This window comes from Bacillus sp. SRB3LM, from assembly GCF_015712745.1.
In the GTDB taxonomy this organism is placed as follows: Bacteria; Bacillota; Bacilli; order Bacillales; family Bacillaceae_G; genus Bacillus_A; species Bacillus_A thuringiensis_K.
Genome location: NZ_VWVQ01000007.1, coordinates 266,054 through 278,748 on the forward strand (window position 1 = coordinate 266,054; position 12,695 = coordinate 278,748).

Consider the following 12,695-nt stretch of genomic DNA (forward strand, 5'->3'; position numbering starts at 1 on the left):
GCGCCTCCACTACTATGAAATAATTAGCCCCATTCTTTATTACTCTTTAAAACTAAAAACAGTACGAACAAACCTGACATGATAGTAAACAAATCAGAAGCTTGTACTCCCTGTTCACCTTTTTCTTCTTTCTTGTCTTTCGGTTCTTCTTTTTGTTCTTTCTTTTTAGAGGCAACTTGTTTGTTATTTTTCTCTTTTTGGTCCTTCGCCTTATGTACTTCCTTGTTGTCTTCGAACGGCTCTTTTATAACGTAAGTAAATTCCTCTTTCTCTTTCAACGGTTCTTTTATAAACTTATTTACTTTCTCATCTTGCTTCGGAATTTGAACAACTGGCAATTTTTCTTCTGGACGCGGGTTTTTGACTTTCAAATCTTCTTGCTTCTCATTTTCTTTCTTATCTTCTAATTCATTTTCTAGTTTATTATCTAATTTATCTTCTTTCTCTTTCTCTGCTATCTTTTTATCATCTTCGTTTTTTGGCGCCAAAACAGAAATGGTATATTCACTTTCTTCAACAAGTTTATTACCTGCTGCATCTATTATCTCTACAAGTAATTCGTATGGCCCAGCCGGCAATGCTTCTGTTATTTCAAATACTTTTTGCCAATCCATATCATGCTTGTTGTAGTCTAATAAAAACGAAAGCTCTTTATTTTCTTTCCCTTTTAATGTAACGCGCACTTCTTTTACAACCGATTCTATATCTGACGCTTTTACTCGTAGATGTATAGAATCTCCCTGTTTTCGTTCAACTAAGTTCTCTTTTACTTCATCAATAGTAACTTTCTGTAACTTTGGCAATTCTTTATCTATAGTTGGCGTTTCATTTTTAATACGAATGAGCGGGACTTTCACTTCATTTTTTACAATCTCTTCTTTCTCATTCTCTTTGTAACTTTGAACGAGCTGAAGATTCCAATCACCTTGCAAATCAAAATCCCCTGCTTTATAGTTAGCAACCCAGCTCTTCGTTTCTTCATCATACTCAAAAGATAGTATTCTTTCTTGCGCATATTGCTCGCCATTTTTTTGTAACTGCAATATACCTTTCATGCTTTGAATGTTTTTCCCATTTGGTTCTACAGCAATTCGCACTTCTTCGCCAACTTTAAGCTCCGGCTTATTTACTGTAATAATTCCCTGTTCTGTTTCTATCTTTCTTTCATTCAATTGTTTATTTACTACTTCTTGTTGTTCTGCTTCTTTTTGTTTCTCTTCATCTTGTTTCGTTTCCACTTGCTCTGAAGATTTTTGAGATTCCTTATTTTCTTCTTGTACATTCACTTCATTTATTTTTTGATCTGGCTCAATTTGTTCCTCAGCCTGACTTTGCAAGGGGAAGAACAAGTACACATGTATGCATAGCCAACTCATTAGAAAAAACTTTACGTTTTTCATCTACTAGTTCAAACTCCTATTTCAATGCCTTATAGTGATTTCGTCACTTTTACTCCGAAAAATCCATCTACATTTACAAGTTCACCATACGCCACTAATACATCATTTACATAAATACGAATCGGTTCATCAATATCCTCATCTAGTACAACTGCTTCATTTTCTTGTAAACTTAATATATCTTGAATCGTTTTCACTGTACTTCCAAATACAAATTTCACATTCATTTCTACATTTTGTAGAATGGACGTGTCCATATATACTGGTTCCATTTGTTTTACTTCTTTAAATTCAATAGGTTGCACAACTGGTTCTACAATTTTTTCTTCTTCAATTTCTTCTGTGGCAATCTCTTCTTCTTCCACCATCGGATACAGAAGTCGCCTTACCATTTCTTTCGCTTCGGAAATTGGCAAAATTTGATACATCTTCGATTGAAGCAGATCGCCAATTTCAAGATTGAACGTAATTTGAACGAGTTCGTCCACTTCCATTGACTCTCCCAAATATTCCATTTCTTCTTTTAATGTTACAAATTTAACATTTGGAGGCGTCATGTCCATTTTTTCTTGAAACATTTCTGACATCGCCGTAGCAGCATGACCCATCATTTGGTTCATAATTTCTTTAATACCGCTCAGTTCTAATTCAGTAAGCTCTTTTTCTGGGTCAACTTCCCCTGTTCCCATCATCATTAAATCTACCATTGTTAAGGCAACATCTTTCGTAAATACGAATACATTCTCATTCTTTAGCCCTTCAACAAAGTCGACATTTAAAATAACAAATGGTACTGGTACTCCATCATAATGACGAACATTGATTGCTTCCACATTTGGTGTACTAATTGTAACTGGTTGATTTAAAAGCGTTGACAATACTGTTGAAGCGGAACCAATTGAAATATTTGCAATTTCACCAAGAACATCTTTCTCTTCTTGTGTTAAATGCTCTTTTTCAACTTGTTCTTCTACAATCTCAGTTTCCACTACTTCTGCTGGTTCGTCTGTTTCTTCTACTCCACCAGATAATTGCATTAATTTATTTACCATTTGTTTCGCATGCTCAACTGAAACAATTTGTACAAGTTTAGAGTTTACAAGATTATCTATCTTTAAATCAAACGATACTTTAACAATCGTATGATTCCCATCGATTTCAGAGATTTTCTCCATTTCTTCTGATAACTTTACAACTTTAATCGTCGGCGGAGACATATCTACTGTATCTTGGAAGAATTCCGACATAGATGTAGCTGCGAATCCCATCATTTGATTCATCGCTTCTTGTACAGCACTTAGCTCTAATTCACCAAGTTCTTTTCCGTCCTCCACTTCACCTGTTCCCATCATCATTAAATCAGCAATGGACAATGCAACATCTTGCTTAAGAACAAGAAGGTTTTCCATATCTAATCCTTTTGTAAAATGAATGTTTAATACAACATGTGGAACTTCGACATCTCTTGAATCATATAAATCTACCAACTCTATACGAGGAGCAGTAATGCTTACTTGCCTATTTAAAATTGTTGATAATACAGTCGAAGCTGAACCAAATGATATATTTGCAATTTCGCCAAGAATATCGCATTCTTGGGGCGTTAAATGCTCATTTTCTTTTTCTAGCACAATCGTGCTCGTATCCCCTTTTGTGTGTTGCTCAGGCATTTTCCCTGCCTCCTCATTTCTGTTTTTCTATCAAATAATATAAACTCTTATTTTATTTTAGCAAAATTATTATATAAAACGTTAATATGTATGTATTCCCATTATTAGATTCGTAACGATTAGCCAAAAAGCTCCCCAATTGTATACAAGTGGGGAGCTTTCCTTCATTCCTATTATAAACCTTCTGGGTTTAAAATGAGGACCACTCGTCCATCACCGAGAATCGTCGCACCAGAGAAATAGTTAGAACTCTCTGCAAAGAAGTCACCTAATGACTTTAAGACTATTTCTCTTTGACCGATAATTGTGTTTACAATAAGTCCATAGCTGCGATGTGTGTTACGAACAATTAACACAGGAACCATTTGACCATCATATGACGCAAACGCCTCATCTACTGTTTTTTCACCAAATACAGTACTTAAATGTTTCACTTCAATAATTTGATTACGATAATTTAACACATCTTTTCCTTGTAAGGATTGGATGTCTTCTCTCTTAATTCGAATCGCTTCAACGATATTTCCAAGAGGTAAAGCATAACGCTTATCATTCGTTTGAATAAGCATAGATTGAATAATAGATAACGTTAATGGAAGTTCAATTCTAAATGTACTTCCCTTTCCTTCCTCAGAATCAATAATTAAATGCCCACCTAAACTATGAATCGTATGTTTTACAACATCTAATCCAACACCGCGTCCAGAAAGATCTGATACAACTTCAGCTGTACTAAATCCTGGTTGGAAAATAAGATCAAACACTTCACGATCTGTTAATCTATTCGCATCCGCTTCAGTTACAACGCCATTTTTAATCGCTTTTTCTAATACTTTCCCTTTATTAATACCGTTTCCATCATCCGTAATTTGAATAACGACATGATTTCCACTATGAAAGGCTTCTAATTTAATCGTACCTGTCTCATTTTTACCTGCATCACGTCGTTTTTCAACAGTTTCTACACCGTGATCGATTGCATTTCGAATTAAATGAACGAGCGGATCACCGATTTCATCAATAACAATTTTATCTACTTCAGTATCTTCACCTGTAATTTGTAAATCGATTTTTTTCCCTAAATCTTTGGCTAACATACGTACCATACGTGGGAAACGATTGAATACAGTTTCAATCGGCACCATACGCATATTTAATAGTACATTTTGAATATCTTTTGAAATATCGCCTAATCGATTTAAATGTTCAATTAGCTCCTTGTTTTGAATCGTTTGAGCCAATTCATCAATGCGCCCACGTTCAATTACACTTTCTTCAAACATATTCATTAATCTTTCGATTTTCTCTAATTGAACACGAATTGAACGATTCTCCACTTTAGCATTTTTCGTTTTTGTAGTACTTTTAGCCGGCATAGCACTTGAAGGTTGATTCGTTGCCTCTACCGGTGATTTTACTTGCGTAACCACAGCTGGTTGTAGCTTTTCTTCTACTTGCACAACTTCTTGTGTAACGACTTTTTTAGAAGCTACTTCCTTCGATATAGGTTCTCCTTGCTTTACTTCCACTTTCTCAATTTCAGAAACATGAAGTACTACTTGTTTCAATTCTTCTATACTACAATCCGTATCCATAAATACTGTAAATTCAAATCCGAAAGCATCTGCTTCAATTTCTTCAATACTCGGAGCTGTTTTTTGTATATTCCCTACATTTTGCAATGCTTCAATACACATAATGGCACGTACTGCTTTTAAAATTGCCTGCTGTTCAACTGTTATATGCACTTCATGCGAAACTGCATCATCGTTGTCTATATGATTTTGCTCTATATGTTCCGTAGGAGTTTCTACATTGCCGTTCAATAATGCTTCTAATTTCTGTTTAGTTGAGACTACATCAATATTGCCCATTCCACCTTGTTGCACATCTGCAACCATCTTCTCCAAATTATCAATGCACTCAAAAATTACATCAATAATATCCGCATTTACAACTATATTTCCATGACGAATTTCATCTAACACATTTTCCATCTTATGCGTTAAATCAGCCATCTCCGTAAATTCCATGCTCGCAGACATACCTTTGAATGTATGAGCGGATCGGAATATTTCTCCTACAACATCCATATCAGCAGGATTTTGTTCTAACACTAGCACATTTTCATTTAGCGACTGTAAATGTTCTTCTGACTCTTCGAAAAATATATTTAATAGATCTGTTTGCATTTTTATCCCCTACCTGTCTAACAAACATTTCATTTATGTATAACAATTTAGTGTTTTACAATGAGAAAAAAGGGGGCCACACGTCGATCCGCTATCACTGTTTTGATTCCTTGTGGCACCCCTTCTATATTAACTATTTGCTACTTTTGTTAAAGCTTCAATTACACGATCCGCTTGGAATGGCTTTACAATAAAGTCTTTTGCCCCGCCCTTAATTGCATCTAATACCATACCTTGTTGTCCCATTGCAGAACAAATAACAACCTTTGCACTTGAATCAATTTTAATAATTTCTTTTAATGCTTCAAGCCCATCCATTTCTGGCATAGTAATATCTAATGTTACAATATCAGGTTGAAGTTCTTTATACTTTTGAATTGCTTCTACCCCATTCTCTGCTTCGCCGATAACTTCAAATTCAGCATTACTTTTTAATAAGTTTTTAATCATCGTTCGCATAAACATCGCATCATCTACTACTAAAATTTTATGTGCCATTCTTTTTAATTCTCTCCTTCTATGTATAAATATATCTTAATATTTCACCTTATCATTCTCACTCATTATACAAAATAAAATGATAAAATTTAATATTTTTTTAAAAGAATTTTCGTATTTTTAGTATTTTATTATTAAAATAATAATATACTACTCTTTTATATAAATAACAACGCGACGGTTTTTTTCCCAGTTTTGCGGTGAATCATTTGGTACAATTGGCTTTGTGTCTGCATATCCTACCGCAGCTAGCCTTTTATCGTCCACATTATACACTTCAATTAAATGGTGAATCATATTTGCCGCTCGTGCTGAAGATAACTCCCAGTTAGAGGGGAATTTCTCGTTATGAATAGGTCTACTATCTGTATGTCCCTCTACAACAATGGGGTTAGGTACGGATTGAAAAAATCCAACTAATTGACTTATTATCCCTTTCGCTTCGGGCTTAACGTTCGCATCGCCTGTATCAAATATTAAATTATCTACTATAACGACGCTTACCCCTGTATCCTCTCGATATACATTCACTTGACTAATACCGTTATTATCTACATACGCTTTTAACTTCTTATATAATTCATCCATTCTCTTTTTTGAAATCATTTTTTCATCATTTTTTTCATGTGAAATATCCGGTATTGTATTTTCCATTACTTTTGCATCTACTTGCCCCGTATCACTAAACTTTTCAAGCATCTTTGACAATTTTACTGCATCTTGCTTTGATGTAGCAACTAGTAATACAAAGAAAGTTAATAATAACATCGTTAAATCTGTAAAAGTCGTCATCCAACGAGGCGATCCCTTTTGCGGTCCTTTACTCATCATACCACTCCTTGAAATATTAGGCTGCTCCTTTTACCTTTTTTACCTTTGTTTCGTATACATATGTATCCAGTTTCAACTTTAATTTAGAAGGGATTTGTCCACGATACAATTCTGAAATTGCTTCTATTACAAACTTCTTCTCTGTATATAAATCTTCAATACCACGATATACTTTTTCCGCAAGAGGGATTGCAATCATATTCGCAAGTACAGACCCATATAATGTCGTTAACATCGCAACTGCCATTCCTGTACCAATTTGCGATGTATCTTGTAAGTTTTGGAGCATAATGATAAGACCGATTAACGTACCAATCATTCCCCAAGCTGGAGCAAAATCACCAATTTTATCTAATAATGCTGCTCCTTTTCTTAACTCATACACTTCCGTTTCAATATCTTTCAATAACACTTCTTTTAATTCATCTTCATCGTAACCGCTTAACATTAATCGAATTCCTTTTTGAATAAAAGGATTGTCTACTTGCTCCCCATCTACCTCTAAAGAAAGTAAGCCGTGCTTTTTAGACTTTTTCGAAAAATCGACAAACAAATCCGTTAACTGTTCTAAATCTTCTTCTCTTCTATGTAAAACAGTAAAAATGCTTTTCGTATATTTTTTTATTTCTCCAAATCGATATGCCACAACAATTGTCGCTGTAGTTCCCCCTATGACAATTAAAATAGATGAAACATCTAAAAAGTTTTTGAAAGCTTTTATTCCACCGCCGCCAAGCATAATTGCCGCTATCACTATAATGAAACCTACTATAATGCCCACTGGGCTAGAAATATCAAACTTCCTTTTTCTTCTTTGTGGTCTAGCTAATACTTGATTTTTCTCTCCCATATTTCTGCCCTTTCCTTTCCATTTTTATATAACATTTTTTTATTTTAATAATACGTTTTCACATATAACATGTATTATACGCTTATCATCTGTTTATCGCAATATACTCATGAAATTGACACATTTCATTTCTATATTAGAATTATGGTATGAATAAATGAGGAGGATGACGATGGAACACAACATTTTACAAGTCATTGCATTAGCAGAAAAACTAAAATATGAAATGCGACATAGCTGGCTTTCCAACGGGCGTCAAGAAAGTGTTGCCGAACATACATGGCGTATGTCTCTAATGGCCATTTTAGTTGAACCTTATTTGGATCAAAAAGTAAGTATTGAGAAATTACTTAAAATGGTTATTATTCACGACCTAGTCGAAGCCGAAGCTGGTGATATTCCTGCTTTTGATACAATGAATAGTCACGAATTACAGCTACAAAAACAAAAAAATGAACTAGAGGCTATTTTAAATATTAAACAAACGTTAACAGGTTCTCTCGGCGAGGAATTATATGACTTATGGATGGAGTTTGAAGCGAAAGAAACGTACGAAGCAAAAGTTGCTAATGCACTCGATAAACTTGAGGTGAAAATCCAACATAACGAAGCTGATATTGATACGTGGCTACCAATTGAACATAAAATGACGTTCCAAGTAGCAAAGCATACAAACTTTGATTCTTTCCTATCTAAATTACAAAAAATTATTGAACAAGATGGAGAAAAGAAGTTAATTGCTGCCGGCATTGATGTTGAGGCATGCAAGCAATAATGAAATAAGACACTCAACAAGAGTGTCTTATTTCATTATTGTTGATATAGCCTGCTTATAAATAAGCTGTTGTTTTCCATCCACTAAGATTAAAACTGTAAATTTATCCACTCCAACAACTTCTCCTACTATTCTAACGCCACTCTTTAAGAAAATTGTAACTGTACCTTTTTCTTCTTTTATTTGTTTATACAATTCTTCCTGTAAATGTTCCAATTACTGTCCTCCCCTTTCTGTTAAACATCTTAATATAAAAAACTATAAATTCTTTATTTATGCACTTTGTCTTTTATATTCATAAACTTATTAATTAGTATATCTAAATCTCGGCTGAATAACAAAACTTTATCATGATCCAATCCGTGCCTCGCAACAAGTTGAATTAACTCTTTCTTTTTGTTTTCTATTTTATTTTGTAATTGTCCCATCTCCATCTCTATACTAAAACTCCCTTTTCCCATAATATTACTTGTAAAATTATAGTACATATTCTCTCATAAAAAAATAAAAAAATGGTTTTTTTTACAATTTTTTATTTTTCTATGCCTAAATTACGGATTACGTAAAGATTTATTTACAAATCACTAACATACAATCCTAATGAATCTACAGGCATTTGTCTAATTATAAATGAGACTGGCTCGTTTTCTATACAAAAAACATACTGTATATAGTAGTCCATGAACCATATAGATTAACTTACTAAAAAGGAGGAAAACATATGAGTTATGGTGGAAGTTGCGCTGGTTTCGGCGGTGGATTTGCTTTGCTTATCGTACTATTCATCCTTCTAATCATCATCGGATGTAGCTGTTGGGGTGGCGGTGGATACGGATATTAATATATCCTATCCTTGACAAATGAACGAAAAACTATAGAAAAACAGCTCATATTTGAGCTGTTTTTTCATTCCATTATTCCATTTACGCATCTCTTATTCAGTTATCGATGTTTTTTACAGGAGGGCTGTTAGAAATTCTTTCTCCTCAAATGATTGGCTGTTTATTAGCTACATGCTGTATTTTTGTAAGTTTTATATGGCTGTTCTTGTTTTATCGCGGGGATCTCAGTGAATAATTTAATGATAATCAATACATTTTGATCCCATTCCTTATTTGTTTCCCCATAATAAAATTGTTTAAAAATACAAGTCAGATTTTTTAATTAAAGAGCCTTATATGGCAACACTATTTGAGAAAAAACTAGATATTTATGTTAAAATACAAATAAGTTTGTGAAACATTGCACTTAAATAATAGACTTTAACTAGTTAAACTTGATTAAATAGGAGGGCTGTTTTGAGTATCACATTCATTTTCATATGTATTATATTAGTGGCTTCTATTCTGCAAGCAAGTACAGGTTTTGGCTTTTCCATAATGGCAACCCCTTTCTTACTTATGTTATTTCTACCACAAGAAGCTATACAAATAAACATTATTTTATCTTTAATTATCTCCATTTCACTCATTTGGAAAATAAGAATGGACGTTGATTTTGTTCTACTGAAAAGGTTTATTTTTGGAAGTATAGTTGGTGTTCCTTTTGGCATTTTAATTTTCATTTCCGTTAACATAAACACTTTTAAATTAGCAGTTAGCATCCTACTCTTACTATTAACATTGTTGCTAATATGCAACGTTAAGGTTAGATCAACACAATCTAGAGATTTCATAGTTGGCGGATTATCTGGTCTTTTAACGACAAGTATCGGTATGCCAGGTCCACCCCTGTTACTTTATTTTACAGGAACTAATACTGAAAAAGAGAAGTTAAGAGCAACTACATTAGCTTTTTATCTGTTTATATATTTCATTAGTCTAGTAACTCAAATACTCTTTACTGGCACAAACAAAACCATTTGGGAATCAAGTTTTTATGCCATTCCAATTGTATTTTTAGGTTTGTTTATAGGTCAAATTATTTTTAAATGGCTTAATCAACGGATTTTTAAAATATTTACGTACATTCTTTTAAGTTGTACAGGGGGTTATCTTCTTATTGAAAGTTTGAACTTGTTATAGAAGATGCTTTAGATCGTGCAATAACAGATATGTTCAAACGAAATTATTGCTGTATTTTCCGGCGGGGTATTCCATATCAAAACTTAAATAACTTTATTGACAGTTTACAATTAGCAATAATCTTTCTTTCATAAGGAAAGTATTTCAAATCAATTACTAAATAAAACGATAAAAAGCGGCTATTATGCCGCTTTTACTTACTATTGGCATTTCATTCTCATTTTCTATCACTTTTGTAAAAGATTATTAATTTTTATTTCTATGTATATGATAACAAACAAAATACCTAAGTTCAGAAAGAATAAACAACTTTCTGGCCTTAGGTATTTCTCCTCCAAAAAAGGCAAACCTATACGTCAGGTTTTCCTTCTTACTCACTTCTTATTTAATCCTTTTTCACTTAAAAACTCTTTCATATGCATTCTTTTTTCTTTAGACATAAATGAACTCATGGATTCCGTCCATGTTACGCTTTTCTTATTTGATGATCTTTCTTTATAATACGCGTTCATCGTTTCATCATATTCGTTTAGTAATTCATCATATTTTTGTTCATCATATCCATTTTCATGAAGAACTGCTGCTACTGGTAAACGTGGTTTAACTCCATGTTCTTCATCTGGTACACCGACTGTCATTCCAAATACAGGATATACTTTATCCGGTAAATGAAGCAATTCGCTCACTTCTCTCGGATTATTGCGAATACCACCAATATAACAAATACCGTATCCTAATGATTCTGCCGCTAATGCTAAGTTTTGCGCAAAAAGTGAAGCATCTACCGTCGCAACGATAAAGTCTTCTACTCCCTCATGCTTTATCTCTGTACTATGTTTTTCACATGCAATTTCAAGTCGTTTTAAATCTGCACAACAAACAAAAAATGCTGCACAGTCCTTCACATGGCGATTTCCGGATAGCTCTGCTAGTTTAGCCTTTAATTGCTGATTTGTTACATATATAACAGAATACGCCTGTACAAAATGTGATGAAGCTGCATGTTGCGCAGCATGCACCATCTTTTCTACTACATCTTTCGGAATTGATTCTTCTTTATATTTACGAACTGAAACATGTTGCTCCATCTTATGTATGATCTCATTCATGAAAATCACTCCTTTTTTCTCTTCATAATGAAAAATTAACATATTTTTTTCAATTTTCACAACTTATAAGCACAAAAAGAGCAATTCTTTTTGAATTGCCCTTTTTTAAAACGTTTATCAATACGGTAAATGAAATTATACTTATCTTATTACGCCGTTTTCAAAACTTTAATACCTTTTACGATATTCCAAATGAAGTAGTAAATCCCTACAAGAATGAACACTGCATATGTGATAGCCATTCCAATTCCAGCACCATCAGATTGATTGAACTCTAAACCGTACATGCCTGATACTGCTAATCCTCCAAATAAGATTGCGTATGGGAAAACATGTGACCAAAATGCTTTTTTCGCGTGATACTTCACTTCATCTTCTGCAACAAAGTACACGATAATTGGTAGTACAAATGGTGCAAAAAAGATACTAAAATAACATAACGAAGATAAAATATTATTTCCTTTCATCCGATTCACCTCTAAATATTTTTTGTTACCTTCATTATGTCAGGAAATCATTCTAGAAACTATCGCTTTACCTTTCACGAACGTGACATATTTGTAAGATTTTCCTCAAACTAAATCCCGTCTGAGTTTCAGACGGGATCACTTTCACTATATTCGATTCATAAACCAATACTGTGTAATTGCTAAATATTCTCGTACATTCGATGGAATGATGATTGGTTTCGGTGTTTTTGCCGGAAGACCTTCTAATTGTAAACCTTGTTTGGCCGCTATTTTTTTCGCTCTAAACATGTGAAAATCGTTTGTTACGATCATACCTTTTTTCATATCGGCTGGAATTAACGGTTTTGAGAATGTAATATTCTCATCTGTACTCGTAGATTTGTCCTCCATTATAATGCGGTCTTCTACGATGTTTTGTTTTATTAATCCTTGTTTCATTGCTAATGCTTCTGAAATGTCTTCACCTTTTCCTTGTCCTCCAGATACGATAGCGATTGTTTTCTCATGTGATTTTAAATATTCAGCTGCTTTATCAATACGATATTGCAATGAATAAGATGGTTTCGTCCCATTTACTTTCGATCCTAGTACAATTATGTAATCAGCATCGTAGGTTGCATTCATATGCCCATGCTTATAAATGTGATATTGTAAAAACCCCGCATACACGGCGCAAATCATTATAACACCTAAAATGCCCTTCATTATTTTCTTCTTTCTCATATTCATATACTCCTATTTTCTTTTACTTCCTTCATGATAATATCCATTTATTTGTTTGTATACAGACAAATTCCAATAAACCCTAATTTATCCTCTGAAAGGTAATATTTATATTACTTTCGGGAATAGTAAGTACAACTTTACACGAAGGAG

14 protein-coding genes and 1 pseudogene are annotated in these 12,695 nt (G+C 33.4%); 4 read left to right on the plus strand and 11 right to left on the minus strand.

All coding sequences use genetic code 11. The annotated features are described in order from the left end of the window. Positions 1-23 precede the first annotated feature (23 nt). The 6 genes from F3I02_RS05995 to F3I02_RS06020 all read right to left on the minus strand — a co-directional run bounded on the left by F3I02_RS05995 (position 24) and on the right by F3I02_RS06020 (position 7,441). Positions 24-1,400 carry a transglycosylase gene (locus F3I02_RS05995; RefSeq protein WP_074594629.1) on the minus strand — a complete coding sequence of 459 codons (1,377 nt, stop codon included), beginning with the start codon at positions 1,398-1,400 and terminating at the stop codon, positions 24-26. Between the two features lie 29 nt (positions 1,401-1,429). Continuing rightward, on the minus strand, positions 1,430-3,070 hold the full coding sequence (locus F3I02_RS06000; RefSeq protein ID WP_001115010.1) for a flagellar motor switch protein: 1,641 nt from the start codon (positions 3,068-3,070) through the stop codon (positions 1,430-1,432). Between the two features lie 173 nt (positions 3,071-3,243). After that, positions 3,244-5,262: a chemotaxis protein CheA gene (locus tag F3I02_RS06005; protein WP_001192621.1), complete on the minus strand. Its 2,019-nt coding sequence runs from the start codon at positions 5,260-5,262 to the stop codon at positions 3,244-3,246. Positions 5,263-5,391: 129 nt separating this feature from the next. Beyond that, positions 5,392-5,760, minus strand: coding sequence for a response regulator (locus F3I02_RS06010; RefSeq protein ID WP_000940568.1), 369 nt, complete (start codon positions 5,758-5,760; stop codon positions 5,392-5,394). A gap of 150 nt (positions 5,761-5,910) precedes the next feature. Next, positions 5,911-6,588: an OmpA family protein gene (locus F3I02_RS06015; RefSeq protein ID WP_000033627.1), complete on the minus strand. Its 678-nt coding sequence runs from the start codon at positions 6,586-6,588 to the stop codon at positions 5,911-5,913. Between the two features lie 19 nt (positions 6,589-6,607). Beyond that, positions 6,608-7,441, minus strand: coding sequence for a flagellar motor protein MotP (locus F3I02_RS06020; protein WP_000504191.1), 834 nt, complete (start codon positions 7,439-7,441; stop codon positions 6,608-6,610). A gap of 172 nt (positions 7,442-7,613) precedes the next feature. Between F3I02_RS06020 and F3I02_RS06025 the strand changes: the two genes are divergently transcribed. After that, complete coding sequence (locus F3I02_RS06025) at positions 7,614-8,216, plus strand: HD domain-containing protein (protein WP_000400780.1); 603 nt, start codon at positions 7,614-7,616, stop codon at positions 8,214-8,216. Between the two features lie 27 nt (positions 8,217-8,243). Here F3I02_RS06025 and hfq read toward each other — a convergent pair whose 3' ends face one another. After that, the gene (hfq, locus tag F3I02_RS06030; RefSeq protein ID WP_000400665.1) at positions 8,244-8,432 is read right to left on the minus strand and encodes an RNA chaperone Hfq; all 189 of its coding nucleotides are present in this window, start codon (positions 8,430-8,432) and stop codon (positions 8,244-8,246) included. A gap of 53 nt (positions 8,433-8,485) precedes the next feature. Next, positions 8,486-8,704, minus strand: a complete 219-nt coding sequence (locus tag F3I02_RS06035; protein ID WP_000291691.1) for an aspartyl-phosphate phosphatase Spo0E family protein — start codon at positions 8,702-8,704, stop codon at positions 8,486-8,488. 233 nt (positions 8,705-8,937) lie between these two features. Between F3I02_RS06035 and F3I02_RS06040 the strand changes: the two genes are divergently transcribed. From F3I02_RS06040 to F3I02_RS06050, 3 genes and pseudogenes are all read left to right on the plus strand, one after another. Then, positions 8,938-9,057 carry a YjcZ family sporulation protein gene (locus tag F3I02_RS06040; RefSeq protein ID WP_000120179.1) on the plus strand — a complete coding sequence of 40 codons (120 nt, stop codon included), beginning with the start codon at positions 8,938-8,940 and terminating at the stop codon, positions 9,055-9,057. Positions 9,058-9,116: 59 nt separating this feature from the next. Beyond that, a pseudogene (locus tag F3I02_RS06045) lies at positions 9,117-9,293 on the plus strand (MFS transporter); the annotation flags it as partial. A 221-nt stretch (positions 9,294-9,514) separates the two neighbouring features. Beyond that, complete coding sequence (locus tag F3I02_RS06050; RefSeq protein ID WP_061883952.1) at positions 9,515-10,240, plus strand: sulfite exporter TauE/SafE family protein; 726 nt, start codon at positions 9,515-9,517, stop codon at positions 10,238-10,240. Between the two features lie 374 nt (positions 10,241-10,614). Here the strand turns inward: F3I02_RS06050 and nfsA are convergent, their stop codons facing one another. The 3 genes from nfsA to F3I02_RS06065 all read right to left on the minus strand — a co-directional run bounded on the left by nfsA (position 10,615) and on the right by F3I02_RS06065 (position 12,542). Further along, positions 10,615-11,349: an oxygen-insensitive NADPH nitroreductase gene (gene nfsA, locus F3I02_RS06055; protein ID WP_196477751.1), complete on the minus strand. Its 735-nt coding sequence runs from the start codon at positions 11,347-11,349 to the stop codon at positions 10,615-10,617. Between the two features lie 149 nt (positions 11,350-11,498). Continuing rightward, the gene (locus F3I02_RS06060; RefSeq protein ID WP_196477752.1) at positions 11,499-11,816 is read right to left on the minus strand and encodes a magnetosome magnetite crystal formation protein family; all 318 of its coding nucleotides are present in this window, start codon (positions 11,814-11,816) and stop codon (positions 11,499-11,501) included. A 147-nt stretch (positions 11,817-11,963) separates the two neighbouring features. Further along, positions 11,964-12,542 (minus strand): YdcF family protein, encoded by a 579-nt coding sequence (locus F3I02_RS06065; RefSeq protein ID WP_001227672.1) that lies wholly within the window; start codon positions 12,540-12,542, stop codon positions 11,964-11,966. Positions 12,543-12,695: the final 153 nt, after the last annotated feature.